We start from the raw sequence: 20,142 nt of genomic DNA, 5'->3' as shown, positions 1-20,142 counted from the left end.
TCGTTATTTCTGAAAATTACAGTATTGTGATATTTGATTCTGTAATTTACTTGCTAATAATTGATTTTCATAATGTAAAAGCCTTTTTTCAGCAAACTGTGTGGTTACATTGAATTTTTCTGAGATTATATATGCTTTTAACTGTAGGGGAGGAAGCTTTCTTAACATAAAAGTAGGTACACAAAATTGTTGTGCGAAGTTTTTGGCCTTTGCTTCTTGATAATCTAGAAACATTTGATGCATTAATAATTGATTACCAGAATGAAATAGGATGTGACAGGCCTCATGGCCAAAATCCTCCCATTGTTCTTGCGGAGAGATACGACTATCAATAACTAAATTAGCTATTTGATTTCTTTCCATTGCATGACTTCCAAACGGAGCAAAATACAGCCAAATGTTTAACTTTTTCGCAATCTCTATCATATCTATTTGTTCAGGAACAATAATAGATATGGATTGGTACAAGTGCTGGATATAGTCTTCAAGTTGTGTTGTATAGTAGGGTTGCGATTGAAACATATTTTCACTCCATTCGTATTTTGAGAACGTATGTTCTTATGATATAACAAAAATGAAGAAGTTGGAAGAATATTAATGAACAAAATTTAAACAAATATGGATTAGTTAATGGCTTGTATTTATTATTCGTACTGCAAGTAAGGGGGATTAGGTAGTGGAATGGATAAGAAAAGTTGAATGAACACATTTGTAAATCACTGTCTATATTTTAGAAATTAAGGTAAAATATAGACAGTGACTTATTCGTAAGTTTTCGTTTTTTATCATAGAACTTAAATAACGATTTAAAAACATATAATTATATTATTAAAGCAGATAGATAAAATAAAAATCTCAAAAAATCTAAATATATTATAGTAGAAGGAAGGAAAAATGTTAAAATGATATCTCCTAACCAACTTTTGGAAATACCTGATTTTCAAAGTGATTTACAAAATGAAAAATTAATTTTATTTGTCGGTTCTGGATTTTCTCTGGATTGTGGAAATTATAATTGGGTTGATTTAGTAGAACAAATTATTATTCATCTTCAAAGGGAAACTCAGGATAAAAAGTATGAAGCGCTAAAGATTTTATTAGAAACTGGGACAGATGTTCTAGATATACTAGATTTAATGGAAAAATCTACACCTAAACGTAAAATGATAGAGGGATTATTAAATAATATTAAAGACCCAATAGTTTCAGAAAAGCATGAGAAATTAATCCATATTAGTAAAAAGTTAATTACTACTAATTATGATAAGTTAATTGAATATAATTCTGATATAAAACATATTTTCACATATGATAACTTATATCATATTGCTGGTATTCGGGAGAAAGATGAGTTTATATTAAAACTTCATGGTTGTATAAATGATCCGGATAAATGTATATTATTCAGAAAGCAATATGATGATATATATACGAAAGAAAGTGCTGCAATATTAAAAATGGAGACATTAATTCAAGATTATACATTTCTATTTCTTGGTTTTAGTTTCAATGATCCATATGTAAAGCAGTTATTTGATCACATAGATACTATTTTAAATGGATATTCGAAAACTCATTATTTAGTATCAACAGAAAATAGTTTACCATCAGCAAAATACATAGAAACCGTAAAAATTGAAAATTGGAATCAATTAGATTTATTATTAAATGACCTAGAAGAATTAAAAAAAAAAAGAATAATTAATGAGATAGTTACAGAGGAAAAGTTATTTGAAATAGATGATGACGATGATTTTAGAGATTTTATAATTGATTTTCATGAGAAATCACCTAGCTATAGACCATTAGCACTAGGGTCGGAGTTTAAAGGAATTACAAGAAAATTCAAGGATATGAAATGTAGTCCTACCATGAAAATTAACTTTGATAAGCGTTTGTCAGTAAGGTTTCCATTAATTACTGAAATACTTGATACAGAAGATTATATTGAAAGTGATAAAAAAGAATTAATTACGGATTTAATTATTACTGAGTATTGTAAAATTGATTTGTCGAGTTATAAATCTGGAGATATGGTTTTTGAAACCTTAGTAACAAATATAACGGAATTATATGAAAATAAAATCCCACTTAATGGTGATAGACTGAGGTTTTATACTAAAATTTTTGTTGCATGGGTGATTAATGAGTGTGATATCTTTAATGAGAGTATTGAAGATGTTATATAGAGAGTGAAAGTAGGAATAAAGATGAACTATTTTATGATGACCAAACATAAAACTCTTGAAGAAAATATTTTATATACATCTAAAGTTTTATATCAATGTTTAGAAAAACCAATGCATATTGATGAGTTATTCACAAAATATTATGAAACACAAAAAAAAGAAATTAATATAAACATGGAAAAGACACTTTTTCTTAGTTTAGTTTTTTTATATAGTATAGGAAAATTAGAAACTGTCAATCATGTAATAAAGAAGGTGATGTAATGATAATTGAGAAATTAAGCATATATAATTTTCATACAAGAAAATTAATAAAGGATTACACATTTAATACAGTTGGATTGAATGTCATATTAGGAGATAAAAGAAATGAAAACGAGGACACTAATGGTGTAGGAAAATCAACTTTTATTAGGCAGTTACACTTTTTACTAGGAAAAGACTTTTCAAAAGAAAAAATTCCAGGTGTTTTAATTCAAAATAATATATTAGTAACTTTAAAAATAGTGGTAGATGGAAAAAGTGTACACTTAGCGAGGCTTTTTACTGATCAAGAGCATGGTTATATTTTGGATGGAGAAAGTTTCAATATCGATTTAAGTATATGGGAAAAATATAAAACAAATAGATATAGATTATATATCGATAAATTAATGAATTTTAATATGAATAATATTAGTTTTGCGGCTTTAAGGGAATACATAATGAGAGATGAGAAAGAAGGGTTTAATTCTGTCATTATTAAGGGAAGGAATGCTTTACAGCAACATAAAGTATTGAATTCATTATTCAATTTACCTAACAACTATGAAACTGATATAGATAAAATGACAAAGCAAATTAAAAAAATGGAAGATGATAAAAAGTTTATAGAATCTTACAAGCATTCGGCTGAAAAATTAGAAATTGAAAAACAGAATATTGAAAAGGAAATTGCTATATTAGAGAAGCAAATTTTAGAACTTAATATAGGGGATTTTAGTACTAAACAAGCAGATGTATATTCAGTGTTAAAAGAACAACAGAGTAAGATTCAATCATCTATCTATAAAATAAAACATAGTATTAAGCAGTATCAGAAAAATATTGAACATATTAATCGAAAAAGTGTTGAGTTAGAAAAACTAAATGGGTTAAAAGAATTCTATAATCAAATCAATGTTGTGTTGCCAGAGAATATTGAAAAGAATTTTGAGGATATCCAAACATTTTATAATTTAATGAGACAAGATAGAGGGAATTTCTTTATAACGAAAATTGAAGAAGCGGAATTTGAATTAAGTATTTTGGAAAAACAAAACAATACTCTGACTGATAAAATTAATGAGTGCACAAAAACTCTCAAAGAAACAAATTTTATTAATGATATTTCTCATATTCAGAGGAAATTAAGCCTTCTTCAAAGTCAACTTGCTCAAATTGAGATACGAATAGCCGATTACGAAAGAATAAATGAAATTAATATAGAAATCCAAGAAAAAAAATTAGAGAGATCCAAAGAAATTGTAAAATTAAACAACAATTTCAAATCATATAATGAACAAATAATTAGACTAAATCAATTATTTAATCAAATTATTTTAGATACATATAATGTTCAAACTGGCTATCTGACCTTCTCTTTTAATAATAATGATAAAATGAACGCAAAATCAGGGAGAATAACAATTGATAGTTTCATTCCTGAAGAAGAGTCATTTGGACGATATAATTCTAAAATAAGAGCAATTGATTTAACATGGTTAATGTATAGAATCGAAAACGGACTACCTATAAACTTCTTGGTACATGATGGTTCATTTTCTGTAACTGATAATTATGCAACATTTAAAATGCTAAAAACCGCTCATGAGTTTTTATGTGCGCATGGAAGAGGGCAATATATTGTTACGCTTAATAGAAAAGATGTAGATGTAGAGGCATTAGCTTATTTTAAAAAGAACAAGCTTGTGATAGCAGATTTGAAAAAGGATCAAGATGAAAATCGTTTCTTTGGTTTTAAATATTGAGTAGAGAAATGATAAGTATTATACAATGTTTTTTGTTCTTTTTATTAAGTAAGTGTTCTTTTTTATAGAATTGGTTATTTTTGGAAAAAGCGCAATGTTTAGTTGAAGTAAAGTTAAGTGTTAATAGCATATCAACACTTAACTTTTTTTATTTGTTGGAAATTGCTTGTTTTCAGATTGATTAATAAATTCCCAAAAACGTTTTAATTCTTCACGTTTCTCAGGAGACGCATCTTTAATATCTTTAAACCAGAGACCTAGTTCTGGATCGTATGTGGTTTTATCTAATATAGATGTTTCTATTCGATTAGAATTGGACACCCTGCCTAGTAAAAAATCAGTAGTAACGTTAAAAAGATCAGCGATTTTTAAAATAGTTTCCATAGGTGGTTGTTTTGTGTTATTTTCATATGCAGTATATGTAGTACGTGCAACACCTAACTTATTAGATACATATGTTTGTGTCCAAATAGAGTCTTTCTTCTTTTTTTCTTCGCGTAAACATTTCAACTGTTCTCCAAAAGTCTTCAAAATAATCACCACCATTGAGTTAAAATAGTATCTCTTATTATAAACTAATTTTTATGTTACTAATAGTAACTTGTTATTTAAGTTCCTAAAAGGAACTTTATTGTTGACTTGTTCCTTTTAGAAACATATAATTGAATTAAGATAATCATTAGTAATATAGAGAGGAGTATTGATATGAGGAAATGGTTAAAAGATTTTAGATGCGTAAAAGGTTATACTCAAGAAGAGGTTGCAAATCAATGTAATATGTCTAGAAGTTATTACACACATATTGAAAATGGAACTAAAACACCGTCAGTTCTAATCGCTAAAAGATTGGGAAGAAGCTTGAATTTCAATTGGACTATTTTTTTTGAGAATAAATGTTCCTTAAAGGAACATAATGTGATGAAGGGGGGATGTTAATGATTAATTTTGATATTGAATCATTCCGTAAAATAATCCGAGAAGAAGTACAAAAGGCAACCGAACATCTTCAACCAATGAAAGAGTTACCGCCATTTTTAACTATTTCGGAATTAATGGAGCTGTTACATATTAAACGCACTAAAGCATCTGAGCTATTAAACCGTTCTGATTTTCCAGTATGTCGCGAAGCAGGAGTTCTTATTCCTACACATCTTCTTTTTAAGTGGATGGAGAATCATACCGACTGGGTAGAAAACAATACTGAGTATTACAATCCATTTAAAGAATCCATCTAATAATAAATTACCATAGTAAGTTGTCACAAATAAATATTGCTTTAGGTACGAATGGGGGAAGTAAACGATGTCCATAGGAAAAGAAGTTGCTATGGCACGAAAACGAAAGGGAATCACCCAAGAACAACTCTCCTTAGAAATCCCCGTGAGTCGTGAGTCACTAGCAAAATATGAAACTGAACAGCGACGATTACCAGGAGATTTACGAAAATGCATTACTGAAGGAATTGATGATCCACAGTTGTTTTTTAAAATGTGGAGTGAAGCAGCAGGATATGTAAGTATCCCGTTCTTTAATGGAGAGCAAATAGATCTTCATCCTACAAGTATGAGATATATGGTTTATCAAGAGACAAATGAAGCTTTGGGACAACTCGATACGGTATGTTGGTTTAAACCTTCACAAACTTGGTCCGAAAGTGAGAAAGAGGATTTGAAAAAGGTAATGCATGAAATCTTGGATGCTACAGGTTCAATGATGAGCCTCGTAGCGGTCCTATGTGATCAATATGGTATTTCAATGAAAGAAGTCTTTAAGTATTGGAAAGTATCATTACGAGCTAGGAAGTATATAAAAGCTTAATTTAATTATTTTATTGGGGAGGTTTAAGTTATGACGATTGATTATGCAAGTCCAACTTTAAATCAATATAAGGCTCTAATTCGTAAGGAAGCAAATTTATATGGTGATATTAGAATTGCAGCAGTTTGTGGGGACTATACGAAAGCTAGGGATTTAAAACAAGAGAAGAAATTAATGGAGATAAGAATTCGAATTATAGAAGCAGCATTTGTTTTGAAAAACAAAAAGAAAAAAGGAAAGGCCACCGCATAGCCTGCGATAGCCAATCATGACAATAGATAAATTATAGCATATAACAATTTAGTGCGACAAGCTGTTGTGCTTGTCGTTATGACCAGAAAGATTTGTTAACTCTAACCGCTTAATATACATTACATTCTGGTCATAGCGATGCGTACAGTATCAAATTATTAAAAATGGGGAGCAATTTATGAAAGTAGAATGTAATCGTCTGTTCGACTTAGTTCTACCAGGTGATTTTGCTTTTGCAAATGAATTACATAACTGCATGGTGACATGTATTCATAACATGTTCAATGCTAGTTCATTAGATGAAGCAGATCATTGGGAGAAGGAATTAAATAGATGCGCAAAAGAATTCAAGAGTCTTCGTAATGAAAAAGAGGATCACGATGTATCAAAGAGTTATCATGTAGTTGTTAAAAGCCTTCAAGGGCAGGGGATCAATGCATCAGTAGTTAGTCGAAGAAAATAAAAAATCTATCACTTTGCAGAGTGATAGATTTTAGACTCTTATAAAGAGCCTTTCTAAAAATTGAATTAGATTAAGTATATCAAAGCAAATCAAGTAAAACAATGGAGGATGAATAATATGGCAGTTTATAGACCTGTTCAAGTTTCGTATTGGCAAGATGCTTTCGTTTTAGATCTTACACCGGAGGAAAAATACTTCTACTTATATTTAATGACTAATAGCAAAACTTCTCAGAGTGGTATCTATGAGCTTCCATTACGGGTGATAGAAATGGATACAGGGTATAACCGTGAAACGGTTGAGAAGCTGCTAGAGCGGTTTGCTGATTACGGGAAAATTCATTACAACAAAAAGACGAAAGAAATTATGTTGCTTAATTGGCTTAAATTCAATGCTATTACAAATATGAATATTGAAAAGTGTGTGTTAAAAGAAATCCAAAATATTAAGTGTGAAGATTTTTTAATTGATTTTTATGAGACATGTTTAGAGTTAGAACAGCAGCAAGATTTTAAAATCCCTCGTATTAAGGAATACTTCCAAGCTCGTTTTGAGTGGCTTATAAGGGGCTTCGAAGACCCTATGAAGGAAAAAGAAGAAACAAAAACAGAAACAAAAGAAAAAGAAAAAGAAGAAACAAAAACAAAAGAAGAAGCAGCAAGCTGCTCAAGAGATAAAAAAGTTGCAGAAGAAAATCCAATAGCATTCTATGAGCAAAATTTTGGAGTTCTTAAACCATTTGTAGCTGAGGGTATTAATGCATGGATTGAAGATTTGAATGCACAGCTTGTTATTAAAGCAATGAAAATAGCTTTAGAAAAGAATGCACCTAATATGTCTTATGTACAAGGTATTTTAAGAGATTGGCATGCTAAGGGGTATAAGAGTATTGCTGATGTTGAAGCTGCACAAGCTCAATTCCGTAAGAAATACCAGTCTCGTGGCGGGACAAGTAATGCTCGAAAAGAAATTGTTCCTGATTGGTTACATACTCAAGATACGGAAACACATCCTCAATCAGTAGAGCATAGTGAAATCGAATTAGAAGCTGAACGGAAACGTTTAGAACAAGTGTTATCTAAATATAAAAAAGAGGCTTAGGAGGATTGTAATGCCAAAGCAGTTAACGATATTTGATGTTGAGCCTGTAGTAGCATTCGATACTGAGAAAGCACACATTCATCGATTGAATTCTAAAGTTCGTTTTACGGATGTAGTTGTTCAAGTACCAAAGCAAGTAAGAGCTACTGATGAATTAAAACCAACAACAGCGCCAAATGATCAGTATGAATTATTTGAGGAATATACAATTGGAATTTGGAGATTTAAGCGAGTGAATGATAAGCGGTTCGATTGGGAAGAAGCGGAGGAGCTTTGCAAGTCTGCGAGAGATAATAAAGAACCGATTTCAATACGACTTTATTTATCATTAGAACAATCATTTATTCCTGATAATGTTGTGGAATATCTATAACAAAATAAAAAAGTCGAGATTGCTCCCGACTTGCTTCGACAAAATAATCATAACATACGGGAGTGGTTTTAGTGGGAATTATTAAAGAAAATCTTGTAGAAATGACAGCTGAAATAGATTTGAAAATAAACGGAATATATGTTGTTAAAAATGGTCAGGTCCGACTAATAGAACCACCCCAAGGTGGATTTGGTGAACAATCATTTGTATATCAAAGTGGAAAAGTAATTCGTATGGAAGAACGAAAAACACAGTTACTTTAATCAAATTTGAATTTTGTTAAGGAACGAGGGAGGTTTGTAGAAATATGTATAAGCCCCTTCAGAATAATTATAGGGACTTTATAGTGAAAACTATATCTAAACAAAACTTACCATTTGCACTACCAGATTCGGTGAGGCCAATGGTAACGGCCTTGATATCTTCAATCGTTTTGGAAATCGAATTTCCAGGAGGAACTGTGAAAAGAATTGAGTTACCTGTGTTTTGTCGCACATCAGCTTCAATAAGTGAGCTTTGTAAACTGTTAAAAATCGTGACAGTAGCAGTAACGGGTTGATTAATTTTTTTTCCCAAACTTCTAGCAAGGTAATGTTGTCACTAAGTAGAAAATTACCACAAATGTCATTACACACAAGTTTTTGTTCTTCTTTTGGTATTGGTAATGAATTACAGATTGGGATTGGAAAAGCACATGGTATTGGAATTGGATATTTAAAACTCCAAATGTCCTTCTTCATATTTAATGCCTCATTTCTATAGTATGAGTGTTGTAAATAAATTAAGAAAAAGATATTAAATCCAAAATGAATTAATATCTTTTTCTTGCAATCTAAGCTACTTGACGTGCAGCGTCAACACAAACTCTACCACTTACAGGTTGGCTAGCGGTACCAGAAAAGGCAACCAAAGTTCCTATGTTAGACACATAAACAGTTTGGCTATTTCCTGGAGTTATTGGGCCAATAATGTTTGTACCATTATTTGCTAAAAAAGCAGTGATAATACCACTTGCAGGATTATTAGTTAGAGTAACATAACCAGAAAGGACTGGACCGCCAGTATTGTTAAATACTGTAGCTCCACCAACTACATCGCCTCCTGTTGTGGTGAAAGTATTACATGTAGAAACAGAGACAAACTGAGGATCTGGACAACAACACATATACAACATCCTTTCATTTGTTAAATAGTACTTATCGAAATATAAAAATACTTCACCTTATTAGATGCTTGTTTTTATTAAGGGGTCACGGCTCATAGGAAATCAATTTAATTATGAGACAAGTTACGTATTGAATTGGTTGCTGGAAGAAGGAATTAATTACAATTGATTTATAACAAAAGTGTTATTTTATCTTAAATAAAAAAGAGCACACTTATATGTGTGCTCTCAAATAAGAAAGGTAGAATTCTATGAATGGAAAGTTTCCATACAATAACATATGCTTGTCCAGTTTAAATGTGAGAAGTTTTTAATAAAAGAGTTATTTTATAACGAATAAAGGAAAGAACCCTTTTTGATAAAAGGATTCTTTCCTCAAGGTCTGCAAGAAATTCAAGGTAACTGGACCAGAGAAACCTGTGGAATTCCTTGTGATAATATTGTATGCAAAGGAATCAATTAGATTAATAAAATTTAAAAAAATTTAAAAAAATCCTTATTTCATAACAAGCGAAAAAGAGCACACATTTAAGCATGCTCTTTGACAAGAAAGGTAGCTTTATATGAAAGGGGGACCTTCCATATAATAACATATGCTTGTCCAGTTAATAGGTGAAGAAATTCTTTGACAAAATCTTTATTTGAATAAGAAACGGGGAACTGTGCTGAAAAAACAAAGATGGAGAAAAACAAAAGTGAAAACTTGCTACTTATGTAACAAGAAATTAAATATAAACAGATTTGCGGCATAAGATGTTTTCTCTAAAAAGTATGGACAAGAAATTTTACGATTTTACGTAAAAACGGCAGGCAACTAATTAAGTTACCCGCCTGTTCTCAAGTGGTACGGAGGAGAGAGCTCCGTTTGGAAAGAGTACAGCCTTGGGAAATCGGCTTGCAGATAGTATGTACGATGTAAAAAAGATTATTCGTAAAATGAAATATGAATGATTTTTTAATGAAAGTATTATTTTGTAGGATATTAATTAAATCGGAATTTTGTTAAGAGATGAAATGTTGAACAAATGTGAATGATTAGATGATACTAAGGTAAAAGAAAAAGAACCCTTTATAAGGATTCTTTTGGGGAGTCAATCTAACATTCACATTCGTAATCACGGTAATATTCATCGCACGAATCATTTCTATCATTGCAGCAGATACAAAATGTCTTTTGGATCAATACTTCAATGAAATTAAGGAATTCGGTATTATTTGTGAGAGTAAGGCTTTGAAAATCTTCTACTTGAAATACTCTTGTTTCATTTGTAGCAAGAGTCACGATAATTGGTGTAGGAGATTTTCTTGTTTGAATAGTGACTTCGATGGGGGAGACATCTTCGGGAACAGATATTTGAAGTAATGTTTTGTTGTGATTATTAGTGAAATCTTCAAAAACTCTTCTTGAAGTGTCAGGGGGTACGATAATAGTTAAAGGTGCATTTTCGGTTGGGGTAGTTTCTGAACCAGCTACGGTATGAGTTTCGATGAAACAGTTATCTTTTTGATAGTGAGAATTTGATTGTTCTTTATAATACTTGTTACGAGAATCATTTTGATTATTGCAACAGATACAAAATGTTTTTTGAATGAATATACCAATATTGCTATTGATATTAGTATTATTTGTGAGAGTGAGGCTATGGAAATCCTCTACTTGGAATACCCTGGTTTCACCTGCAACTATTGTTACAGTAATCGGCAGACGAGAACTTCTTGTTCGGATAGTTACTTCAATTGGTTGGGAAGTACCGGGGATGCGAAGATCAAGTAATGTTTTATTGTGGTTATTGGTGAAATCTTCAAAAGCAGTTCTTGAAGTGTTAGCTGGTACGCTGAAATTTAAAGCTGTATTCGAACCAGTTATTGTATGGGTTTCGATAAAACAGTTGTCTTTTTGATGGTGAGTGTATGATTGTTTTTTATAATACTTTTTACCATCTTTATAAAAATAATCAGCCATACTTATGTCGCTCTCCTTTCTTTGAGATATCTATATATTTTATAAAAAAAAGAATAGAGTGCTTGTACAAAATAATAAAATCCGCTCTCGTAATTAATTAAAAACGTTATTTTGTATGTATCAAAAAAGAGCACCTTGTATAGGTGCCTAAATGGGGTGTACAGAATGATCAAGATAATTACTTACCACCATTTTGATTTCTATGTTTTAAATAAAAAAATAGAACAAGGTCCTGATTTGAAAAATAGAGAGCTCTTTTCAAAGAGCTCTCCGATTCAAATTTATATTGAATATGAATACACACGATATTGTATGCGTGCTATTTAGGTAGGTGCAATTTTAAAACAAAATCCTTATTTTATAACAAGCGAAAAGAGCACGCATATAAGCATGCTCTTTGACAAGGAAGGTAGATTTCTATAAGTGGAGAGTCTCCATACAATAACATATGCTTGTCCAGTTAAAAGGTGAAAAAACTTTAACAAAATTTTTATTTGAATGTAAGAAAGCCCTAGAGGGGACTAGGGCCTTTTACATAATAAATCTTTCTGTTTTTAAAAGGACTTACTGAAGATAACACATGAATGTTTCATAAATGTATCGAAAAAGTGAACAAAATCGTTATTTCATAGCAAATATAAAAGAGCACACCTATAAGCGTGCTCTTAGAAAGGTAAGAATCCTATGAGCGGAGGATCTCTATACAATAACATATGCTTGTCCAGTTTAAATGTGAAAGATTTTTTATAAAAACGCTATTTTATACAATAAAACAGCTAGCGTGATTAGCTAGCTGTCCTGTTAAGAAAAGAAAACGGTGCTTATCAAATGTTGCTTTTGTAATTGCGAATTACAACAATAGTATGAGCAGAATCGAAAATATTATGCAAAAAAGAAAACCAAATAAAAACTTCATTTTATTTAAAAAGGAAAACAGCTTATATAGCTGTTTTCCTTACACGGAGTGGGATCAAATTGGAGAACATCTCAAATGACAATCAATCAAGCATCCCATAAATAGTTTGCACGAACTTGAAAATATTATCCGGAAATGAAAGTGAATGTAATAAAAACTTCATTTTGTACAACAGAGCAGTCAGCGTAATTAACTAACTACTTGTTGTACAAAGGAAAATTAGGCCCTACATGTAAATGATATGTAACTTTAAGTTACAGCTATATTATAAGCAGAATTTAAAATATTATGTGGAAGTGAAAATAATCTTAAATTTTAGAGCGAAGGGGGTTGGATAAAGGAGTTAAAGGAGTACGCCATTTATAAGGGTGAATCGCTAATATGTATTGGAACTGTACAGGAGTGCACTCAACATTTTGGTGTACTTCCTAAGACAATACTTTTTTATAAAAAGCCAGCTTATAAAAGAGAGTGGCCAGCAGAAAGAAGGCTCGTAATTATTTAACTGTTACCGCTTTAGATGAAGAGTAATATAAAAATTTCATTTTGTATAATAAAAAGCTGAAAAAGAGCACTATAAGTGCTCTTTTCGAGAGTGAGTATAAATTCCTATCATTCTATACTAGTATATGCACTGTATATGTAGTTGCTACTAATCTTAATGTCATTTTTAAAAATTAGAGGTTTCTTTTAATGAAACCTCTAAAAAGAAAACTAAATTTACGTTATTGTAAATTCAATTGCGATAGGAGTACCTCCATCTAGGACGGCTCCCCCTACAATAGTAGCAGCTGTAGTAGTCACACCAGTAATAGTATCACTAGTTTGAATAATGCCATTAATATAAAGTGTAAAATAAGCATAAGAAGCAGGGAATGTTGTTACAGCACCGGTGTCATCAGTGAAGTCTGTGTTAGCAAAAGTTAAATCCGCTCCAGCGGCAGTTCCAGTTGCTGCTGTACTTACAAATCGTCTCCCAGCTATAAAAGGCTTAACGATAGGCATTTATGTTCACCCCTTTTTGAGGTTTAACTCAGACAAGTTTTTGAAAGCCTTGTCCTGTATAGTATTCTATGTTGTGATTCTTTTAAAAGATACGGCTTGTACACTAGTAAAAAAGTATAAATATGTATTTATAAAATATAAATTGGTTTGTTTTAAGTAATTAAAAAAGTATCCTTACATGCAAAAATTTCATTTTGTAGTGAAGGAGAAATCGAAAAGAGCAACCACTTAGGTTGCTCTAAAGATAGGAGGTAACTCAGTGAACAAAATGAACACGTTAAAAATGTATGTGATGAGTAGGAAAATAAGAACAAAAAAGCAGCTAGCAAAGCTAACTGCTTCAATCAGGGATGAAACTTTAGATGTAGTTATAGTATAGAAGTGGTATGTAACTTAAAGTTACAATTAGAGTATAAACGGAATCGGAAGAGTTATATGGGAATAAAACTTAATAAAAGTTTTATTTTAAAAGAAAGTGGTGATACAAATGTATATCTGTCCAAAATGTTTAGAATGTTTCACTGATCAATATGAGCTTTTTGAACATTTTACATTATGTGGAGGGGATAATGAATCTTGAGTATTTTAATAAGTTCAAAGATGTAGTCGGTTTATAAAGTTGGTTCAGTAATATGTATAAAAGCAATATAGAATTACGTTTAACAAATACGTATAATTCCTAAAAAAATACTTTTATAAGACATTATTATAAAAAAGGAGATGGCAAAGAGACATTTGAAATTATTAACAGTGAGATGAGTAATTGAATAGGATTATATTAATTACTTAATGCTGGGATATGTTTTAAATGGAGAATCAATTTAAAGAGATATTTGGTGCATGGGTAGCAGCAATAGGAACAATTACTTCCGCTATTGGAAGTACGCCTTTTGATTTTATAAGCAGTAATGTAAGAAAGGATTTAAATATTTATGGAAACGTATTACAGGCTGTTGGAAATGCTTTAGAGGCTGATGGTCAAGGAGAAGTGTCTCTTGAACAAATCGGTAATGAAATCCAATCAATTGGTAATGTCACTGTAATATCTGGATTGATTATTGATTTTAGAGAAGAAACACAAATTAAATTAGTGATCGCCGGGAATTGGACACAGGCTTTGGGTGGACTTACAGCATTAGCAGATGAATTTGAGGATACATCCGATAAAGATGAATCCTTAAATATTATAGGAAACTTATTGCAATCAATTGGGAATTCATTACAAGCAATAGGAGGTATTGACGAATTAAAAAGTATCAGAAATAAGGAACAGTCTAATAAAGAACGTAGTATAAATGATGGGGAGAGAGATACAGACACGCAGGTAAACAACGAAACTAATGAAAATGAAGAAGGAAAACTAATAGATATTATAGGAAGTTGGGTTCAGGCAGTTGGTTCTGTAATTTCATTGATTGGACAAATACGTGAAGAGAGTGAGGAATTGGAAGGGAATGATGAATAGAGTAATTTAATAGAACAGTTAAAACAATAATTCTTTTAAAGTGAAAGCAAACAGAATATAGTCCGGCTAGAAAACTAGAGGACACCAATTTTTAGAACAGTAATTAAAGCTGTTTTAGGAATAGGTGTCTTTTTTATTTTAAAAAGGGAGATGGGGAATGAAGGTATTAAAAGGTCAACTACGCGAATGGAAAAAGCAATCGAACCAATCGAAAAAGAAAAAAGGAAAAGAGAAATTTAGCACTCGTGAAATTGAGGATTTGATGGGGATGCATAGACCTTGTTATGAGCGGAAACGTGGAGCTTTAAGACAAAAATAATTTAAAAATAAAAAGGAGTGGTCTTACATGACTAAACAATTATCTTTCTTACCAAAAATCGATAGAACAGCAACACAAGAGGATTTAGAAGGCTTGTTGGAAAGTGTACGTATACATAGACAATTCGGGATGATGCGTAAAGAAATGAAGGTCACTCCTTCTTATGAAATGCGTGAGTACGGTCCTACACATGCAGTTGGTAAACCGTTAGAAGATGTTGCAATAGCAAATATTCAACAAAGTAGACGAGAAGAGTGGCTTGAAAGAATGTCAGTACGTATTGATCAGTTTTTAAATCGATTAGGAAACGGACGTGCTGGAAGAATTCAAAGAGATATTATTTATAAACGTTATTTAGAAGATGAGGATGTATGTGATTACATGGTTTATAACGAAATAGGGATGTCAGAGCGTACTTATCGACGTTGGAAGTCTAAAGCATTTTACAAACTCGCTTTTGCGCTTGGATTAGAAGTTTACGAGACAGAAGAAACAGGAGGTAATGAATAGTGAATTTTGTTCAACCGATACGTGATCCAGAGCAAATACAACAGCTAAAAGAATTCTTTAAGGAAAAAAGCTTACGTAATTACATTCTCTTCATTATGGGTATTAATACAGGTCTTAGAATCTCAGATATTTTGAAACTAAAAGTAGGGGATGTCAAAGGCAGTCATATATCTATGAGGGAAAAGAAAACAGGGAAACAAAAACGCATACAAATTACTGCAGCACTGAAAAGAGAACTTAAAAGGTTTATTGAAGAAAGAGAAGACAATGAGTATTTACTACAAAGCAGACAAGGGAAGAATCGTCCAATAGGTCGTAGTATGGCATATAAGATATTAAGTGGAGCAGCGGGAGAGTTTGGATTAGATGAAATAGGAACGCATACGCTGAGAAAGACATACGGGTACCATATGTACATGCAAACGAAAAACATAGCATTACTTATGGAGATATTCAATCATTCGTCAGAGAAGGTCACACTACGCTATATAGGCGTAAACCAAGATGCAATGGATAAAGCAATGACTAGGTTTAAAATCTAAGCATTGCTTTTTTTTAAAATCTAGGGGTATCGTAGCATTTTGGAAAAATCCCACGCTAAGAGCATGCAAGATTTTATACAGTTTTTCGGCTCATTCAGTAACAAAGGAGAACACTAAAACCGCGCCAGGATAGGGATGTATAAAAATATGAATAGGGTTAAAGAAAAAGGTGAATTCCTTTTGAAAATAGTGATTCGCTTTTTTCTTGCTACCGATAATGAGACGTTATGTTGCCTAGTTCTGTATAGAGTATTCATATGTTTTTAATAATTCATCTTGAATCTAAGTACATTTCCTTAACAAGTGCATAGAATAATTTTGTAAAAACGTGAAAGGATTGGGGAAAATGCACTATAATCCTTATATATATCCATATCAATATTTTTATTATGTTAACATGCCAATACCAATGTATAACTATGGAAGACAGTCTGTTTACTCGACTTTTCCTAATGAGATAGAGCATGCAAACAGATATGATTCTTTTCGTTCTTCCAACGGTGACAGAAGAATTTCATTAACTGATTATGGACCAAAACCATTTGTCGTTAATATCAATGAAGCAACGAAACAAAATAATACCTATCGTACTGCTTTATGGACAGGAACACATTTACAAGTTACTTTAATGAGTCTCAATGTTGGCGAAGATATCGGTTTAGAAATGCATTCTAACGTTGATCAATTCTTACGTATTGAACAAGGCCAGGGGATTGTTCAAATGGGAAAAAGTAAAGATAATTTAAACTTTAAAAGAAATGTCTATGATGATTATGCCATAATGATACCGGCTGGAACATGGCATAATCTAACCAATACAGGTAATATCCCTCTAAAACTTTATTCAATATATGCTCCTCCTAACCATCCATTTGGTACTGTACATGTAACAAAAGCTGATGCCATGGTAAATGAATAAAACTATTAAAAGTATTAAAAAGGATCTTGGATTGAAGATCCTTTTTTTATGTCTATAATAGGACGTTATGTTAACCTTACATGTATAAGATATACATCATAAATTTGATTAGGCGTAAACAAGCATACAAGCCAAAGTATTAGATTCGAATATAAATAATTATATTAAATTTCGAAAAAAGGAGATGAATTGTTTTGAACTCATATTTTTCAAAACAAAGATGCTGTCGTAGACTTTTTCCAGCTTTTCCACCTGCTGTCCCTCCGATTCCAGAACCCCAAGGACCACTAACGATTATGACATGGAACATCTATTTTGGAACTATCTTAACGCCTTTATTAGGAACCACTCCAGAGCAACTCCCGCAACGCGTTACTGAGATCTTTACACTATTTCAAGCAACAAATTTTCCGGTACGAGCAGGGGCTATTGCTGATCAAATTGCAAGAAAAAAACCAGATATATTAGGTCTTCAAGAAGCAGCAATATGGCAACTTTTGTTACCTCAAAATTCTGAAGTAGCAGTAGAGTATGATTTGGTTTCGATCCTTCTCAAGGAGTTAGAAAAAAGAGGATTGTATTATGAAGTTTTAACAATATTAGACACTACGGACGCTACGTTACCTAGTAGCACCGGCTTCAACGTTCGATTTGTAGATCGAGATGCGATTTTGGTGCGAAAAAATTCAGGACTTAAGTTCTCAAATATACAAACAAAGATTTTTGAAGCTTTTCTTCCCGTTCCAGTTGGCGGTAATGTTGAAAAACTCCTGTTTGGTTTTATATCTGTTGATGTTGAAATATCTGGAAAGAAATTTAGACTCGTAAATACTCATTTACAACCCGTTACACCTGAAATCCCCCAAACACTTCCAATACAACTCGCTCAAGCTAGCGAACTTTTAACTGGCCCAGGAGCGACTGATCTTCCCTTAGTATTCATAGGGGATTTCAACTCAAATTCTGACGGCAGTGGTCCATCTTACAATCTTTTGATAAATGCTGGATTTAAAGATACATGGACTATCGCAGGAAAAGGAAATGGATTAACATGTTGCCAAGATTCTAATGTATTAAATTTGATCTCGCAACTATTTGTTAGAATAGACTTAATTCTCTTTCGAGGCGATTTCAATGTTGAAAAAGTGGACGTTGTAGGAGAAGAGCAAGAGGATCGTACACCAACGGCGCTATGGCCTTCTGACCATGCAGGAGTTGTGGCTAGCTTGATTCTTCCCTCCTAAAGAAAAGATTATATTAAAAGACTCTGATAAATAAAGGATACAGTCAGAGAAATATGAATAACGATAAGCTGCTACCCCCATAAAACAGATGATTTATCTGATCGTGTTTTATATGGTCCCCTAACTATAGGCGGTGATATTGTAATGGGATCTATCATAATTTATTTAATTAACTATCGATAATGAGACATTATGTTAACTGAATATGTATAGAATATACATCACAAATTTTATTAGACAAGTATACAAGCCAAATTACTTGATTTGAATATAAATAATTATATTATGTTTCAAAAAAAGGCGGTGAATTATTTTGAACTCATATTTTTCAAAAGCAAAGAGATGCTGTCCTAGGCTTTTCCCTGCTTTCCCACCTGCTGTTCCTCCTATTATTGTGAAAGCTAAATTTCTTTATGTATCTAGTACTGACGGCGACATCGATGATGACACTATAGAAATTTATAATATTATCAATCCTACAACTCCTGTACGCGTAGGAGAATTTGCATCTATAACTAGTTTAGGTCCTGCGGGATTAGCTATTACAGGTACTACTCTTTATATCGCAAATTTAGGCGATGGTGTAGAAATTTACAATATTACTAACCCTATAGCCCCTATACGCATAGGAGAATTTGGGACAGCAGATTTAAATGTTCCTGATCAATTAGCTATTACGGGTACCACTCTTTATGTCTCAAATGGTGGTGATAATACAGTAGAAATTTATAATATTACTAATCCTACGTCCCCTGTTCGTATAGGCCAGTTTGGCGCTGGAGATTTAAATGGTCCTTCTGGCATGACTATTACAAATTCCACTCTTTATGTAGCAAATACTGGAGATAACACAGTAGAAATTTATAATATTACCAATCCTATGGTTCCTATACGAGTTGGCGAATTTAACGCAGGAAATTTAAATATTCCTGCAGGATTAGCTACTATAGGTACCACTCTTTATGTAGCAAATGCTGGAGATAACACAATAGAAATTTATAATATTATCAATCCTACAACTCCTGTTCGTGTAGGAGAGTTCGGCGCTGAAAATTTAAATGGTCCTGCTGTATTAGCTATTACAGATACTACCCTTTATGTAGCGAATGTTTTCGGTGACAATATAGAAATTTATGATATTACTAATCCTACAACCCCTATACGTGTAGGACCGTTTGGTGCTGGAGATCTAGATTTCCCTAATGGATTAGCAATTTTTACAGTATTCGGATACGACCACCAATAACGATGATTATGTAAATAAGCTGTCCACATGGGCAGCTTTATTTTATGTTTCCACATAGCGTAGGTTATTTTGCAAAATGCTGGTGGTATCCCTATACAGTTACTCATAATTTTCGAACTGTGTAACTCAAAAGAGAAAGTTAAATGAAATCAATGATACCAAGGGATTCAGCAAAGAGTTCAGTTACACACAATATAAGATATGGGTAAGTGGCAGTATCAAGGTATCGAATGGTGTATATACATAAATATAAAATGCAAGGGGGAGGTAATTGTGATTCATGTTAAATGAAGAACTATTAGAAGCAATAATTAGATACAAAAGGAATACTGGAAGAAATCCTGATGTGTTAAAGCTAAATCCAACTTATTTTAGAAATATTCTAGAAGAATTGAATTATCCACAGTGGATTATAAAAAAGAAAATGACAGAAATGAAAAAAAGTATATTCGGTGTATCAGTGAAATTAACAGATGCAGTGGGAAAATTTGAACTATGAAAAAGTTGGCAGAGTCGTGACCGCTTTTTGGCAGGAAATGTGCCGGTTATTTTGTAATTAACGTGTTATATTTGTATTGTGGGAAGTGGCGGGAAACACAACTCATTATGTTGTTTTTTAAATTCTAAACGGTTCGTAATGATG

General features: G+C 32.0%; 25 protein-coding genes and 1 pseudogene. 20 read left to right on the top strand and 6 right to left on the bottom strand.

The features are described 5' to 3' along the window. Positions 1–3: 3 nt before the first annotated feature. Positions 4–522 (bottom strand): ImmA/IrrE family metallo-endopeptidase, encoded by a 519-nt coding sequence (locus ACUN13_RS13635; protein WP_445423842.1) that lies wholly within the window; start codon positions 520–522, stop codon positions 4–6. 380 nt (positions 523–902) lie between these two features. Here ACUN13_RS13635 and ACUN13_RS13630 point away from each other — a divergent pair, with 380 nt between their 5' ends. From ACUN13_RS13630 to ACUN13_RS13620, 3 genes are read left to right on the top strand one after another with little or no spacing between them, the layout of a single operon-like run. Continuing rightward, positions 903–2,189, top strand: coding sequence for an SIR2 family NAD-dependent protein deacylase (locus ACUN13_RS13630; protein WP_445423841.1), 1,287 nt, complete (start codon positions 903–905; stop codon positions 2,187–2,189). Positions 2,190–2,210: 21 nt separating this feature from the next. Continuing rightward, the gene (locus ACUN13_RS13625) at positions 2,211–2,453 is read left to right on the top strand and encodes an ABC-three component system middle component 6 (RefSeq protein ID WP_016512937.1); all 243 of its coding nucleotides are present in this window, start codon (positions 2,211–2,213) and stop codon (positions 2,451–2,453) included. Then, the gene (locus ACUN13_RS13620) at positions 2,453–4,198 is read left to right on the top strand and encodes a DUF2326 domain-containing protein (protein ID WP_445423840.1); all 1,746 of its coding nucleotides are present in this window, start codon (positions 2,453–2,455) and stop codon (positions 4,196–4,198) included. The genes ACUN13_RS13625 and ACUN13_RS13620 overlap by 1 nt, the downstream gene beginning before the upstream one ends. Before the next feature lie 138 nt (positions 4,199–4,336). Here the strand turns inward: ACUN13_RS13620 and ACUN13_RS13615 are convergent, their stop codons facing one another. Beyond that, positions 4,337–4,729 (bottom strand): helix-turn-helix domain-containing protein, encoded by a 393-nt coding sequence (locus tag ACUN13_RS13615; protein WP_098920106.1) that lies wholly within the window; start codon positions 4,727–4,729, stop codon positions 4,337–4,339. A gap of 174 nt (positions 4,730–4,903) precedes the next feature. On the opposite strand from ACUN13_RS13615, the gene ACUN13_RS13610 reads away from it, so the two are divergent. The 8 genes from ACUN13_RS13610 to ACUN13_RS13575 all read left to right on the top strand — a co-directional run bounded on the left by ACUN13_RS13610 (position 4,904) and on the right by ACUN13_RS13575 (position 8,468). Continuing rightward, on the top strand, positions 4,904–5,134 hold the full coding sequence (locus tag ACUN13_RS13610; protein WP_445423839.1) for a helix-turn-helix transcriptional regulator: 231 nt from the start codon (positions 4,904–4,906) through the stop codon (positions 5,132–5,134). After that, complete coding sequence (locus tag ACUN13_RS13605; protein ID WP_445423838.1) at positions 5,134–5,433, top strand: DNA-binding protein; 300 nt, start codon at positions 5,134–5,136, stop codon at positions 5,431–5,433. The genes ACUN13_RS13610 and ACUN13_RS13605 overlap by 1 nt, the downstream gene beginning before the upstream one ends. A 67-nt stretch (positions 5,434–5,500) precedes the next feature. Next, the gene (locus tag ACUN13_RS13600) at positions 5,501–6,016 is read left to right on the top strand and encodes a helix-turn-helix domain-containing protein (RefSeq protein WP_445423837.1); all 516 of its coding nucleotides are present in this window, start codon (positions 5,501–5,503) and stop codon (positions 6,014–6,016) included. 30 nt (positions 6,017–6,046) lie between these two features. Then, the gene (locus tag ACUN13_RS13595) at positions 6,047–6,268 is read left to right on the top strand and encodes an RNA polymerase subunit sigma (protein ID WP_445423836.1); all 222 of its coding nucleotides are present in this window, start codon (positions 6,047–6,049) and stop codon (positions 6,266–6,268) included. A gap of 178 nt (positions 6,269–6,446) precedes the next feature. Then, a complete protein-coding gene (locus ACUN13_RS13590; protein WP_445423835.1) occupies positions 6,447–6,731 on the top strand; it encodes a hypothetical protein in 285 nt (94 codons plus the stop codon). Between the two features lie 117 nt (positions 6,732–6,848). Next, positions 6,849–7,832 (top strand): DnaD domain-containing protein, encoded by a 984-nt coding sequence (locus tag ACUN13_RS13585; RefSeq protein ID WP_445423834.1) that lies wholly within the window; start codon positions 6,849–6,851, stop codon positions 7,830–7,832. Between the two features lie 10 nt (positions 7,833–7,842). Further along, entirely contained in the window at positions 7,843–8,205 is a 363-nt protein-coding gene (locus ACUN13_RS13580; RefSeq protein ID WP_322373028.1) for a cell division protein SepF, read from the top strand. Between the two features lie 71 nt (positions 8,206–8,276). Beyond that, a complete protein-coding gene (locus ACUN13_RS13575) occupies positions 8,277–8,468 on the top strand; it encodes a DUF3954 domain-containing protein (RefSeq protein ID WP_322373030.1) in 192 nt (63 codons plus the stop codon). Between the two features lie 67 nt (positions 8,469–8,535). Here ACUN13_RS13575 and ACUN13_RS13570 read toward each other — a convergent pair whose 3' ends face one another. The 3 genes from ACUN13_RS13570 to ACUN13_RS13560 all read right to left on the bottom strand — a co-directional run bounded on the left by ACUN13_RS13570 (position 8,536) and on the right by ACUN13_RS13560 (position 11,333). Next, a complete protein-coding gene (locus tag ACUN13_RS13570; RefSeq protein ID WP_445423833.1) occupies positions 8,536–8,781 on the bottom strand; it encodes an S-Ena type endospore appendage in 246 nt (81 codons plus the stop codon). Between the two features lie 256 nt (positions 8,782–9,037). Then, on the bottom strand, positions 9,038–9,370 hold the full coding sequence (locus ACUN13_RS13565; protein ID WP_000332680.1) for an S-Ena type endospore appendage: 333 nt from the start codon (positions 9,368–9,370) through the stop codon (positions 9,038–9,040). A 1,096-nt stretch (positions 9,371–10,466) separates the two neighbouring features. Further along, positions 10,467–11,333 carry an exosporium protein D gene (locus tag ACUN13_RS13560; RefSeq protein ID WP_445423832.1) on the bottom strand — a complete coding sequence of 289 codons (867 nt, stop codon included), beginning with the start codon at positions 11,331–11,333 and terminating at the stop codon, positions 10,467–10,469. A 1,250-nt stretch (positions 11,334–12,583) separates the two neighbouring features. On the opposite strand from ACUN13_RS13560, the pseudogene ACUN13_RS13555 reads away from it, so the two are divergent. Further along, positions 12,584–12,780 (top strand): annotated as a pseudogene (locus ACUN13_RS13555) (hypothetical protein). Between the two features lie 189 nt (positions 12,781–12,969). Here ACUN13_RS13555 and ACUN13_RS13550 read toward each other — a convergent pair. After that, on the bottom strand, positions 12,970–13,254 hold the full coding sequence (locus ACUN13_RS13550) for a DUF4183 domain-containing protein (RefSeq protein ID WP_098711241.1): 285 nt from the start codon (positions 13,252–13,254) through the stop codon (positions 12,970–12,972). An 808-nt stretch (positions 13,255–14,062) separates the two neighbouring features. Here ACUN13_RS13550 and ACUN13_RS13545 point away from each other — a divergent pair. The 8 genes from ACUN13_RS13545 to ACUN13_RS13510 all read left to right on the top strand — a co-directional run bounded on the left by ACUN13_RS13545 (position 14,063) and on the right by ACUN13_RS13510 (position 19,998). Then, entirely contained in the window at positions 14,063–14,719 is a 657-nt protein-coding gene (locus tag ACUN13_RS13545; RefSeq protein WP_445423831.1) for a DUF6944 family repetitive protein, read from the top strand. A gap of 157 nt (positions 14,720–14,876) precedes the next feature. Then, positions 14,877–15,038: a hypothetical protein gene (locus ACUN13_RS13540; protein WP_106822208.1), complete on the top strand. Its 162-nt coding sequence runs from the start codon at positions 14,877–14,879 to the stop codon at positions 15,036–15,038. Between the two features lie 27 nt (positions 15,039–15,065). Beyond that, the gene (locus ACUN13_RS13535) at positions 15,066–15,548 is read left to right on the top strand and encodes an ArpU family phage packaging/lysis transcriptional regulator (RefSeq protein ID WP_106822206.1); all 483 of its coding nucleotides are present in this window, start codon (positions 15,066–15,068) and stop codon (positions 15,546–15,548) included. Beyond that, a complete protein-coding gene (locus ACUN13_RS13530; protein ID WP_098852111.1) occupies positions 15,548–16,090 on the top strand; it encodes a site-specific integrase in 543 nt (180 codons plus the stop codon). The genes ACUN13_RS13535 and ACUN13_RS13530 overlap by 1 nt, the downstream gene beginning before the upstream one ends. A 346-nt stretch (positions 16,091–16,436) precedes the next feature. Continuing rightward, a complete protein-coding gene (locus ACUN13_RS13525) occupies positions 16,437–17,009 on the top strand; it encodes a cupin domain-containing protein (RefSeq protein ID WP_044810153.1) in 573 nt (190 codons plus the stop codon). Between the two features lie 194 nt (positions 17,010–17,203). Further along, positions 17,204–18,253, top strand: a complete 1,050-nt coding sequence (locus ACUN13_RS13520) for an endonuclease/exonuclease/phosphatase family protein (protein ID WP_445423830.1) — start codon at positions 17,204–17,206, stop codon at positions 18,251–18,253. Between the two features lie 313 nt (positions 18,254–18,566). After that, positions 18,567–19,499 (top strand): LVIVD repeat-containing protein, encoded by a 933-nt coding sequence (locus tag ACUN13_RS13515; RefSeq protein ID WP_078420682.1) that lies wholly within the window; start codon positions 18,567–18,569, stop codon positions 19,497–19,499. A gap of 280 nt (positions 19,500–19,779) precedes the next feature. Further along, complete coding sequence (locus ACUN13_RS13510) at positions 19,780–19,998, top strand: hypothetical protein (protein ID WP_063536218.1); 219 nt, start codon at positions 19,780–19,782, stop codon at positions 19,996–19,998. The last annotated feature ends 144 nt before the right edge of the window (positions 19,999–20,142 follow it).

Source organism: Bacillus cereus group sp. Bce041 (genome assembly GCF_052646455.1).
Note: the sequence above shows the minus strand (reverse complement) of the source record. Positions and strands in the feature narration are given on the sequence as shown.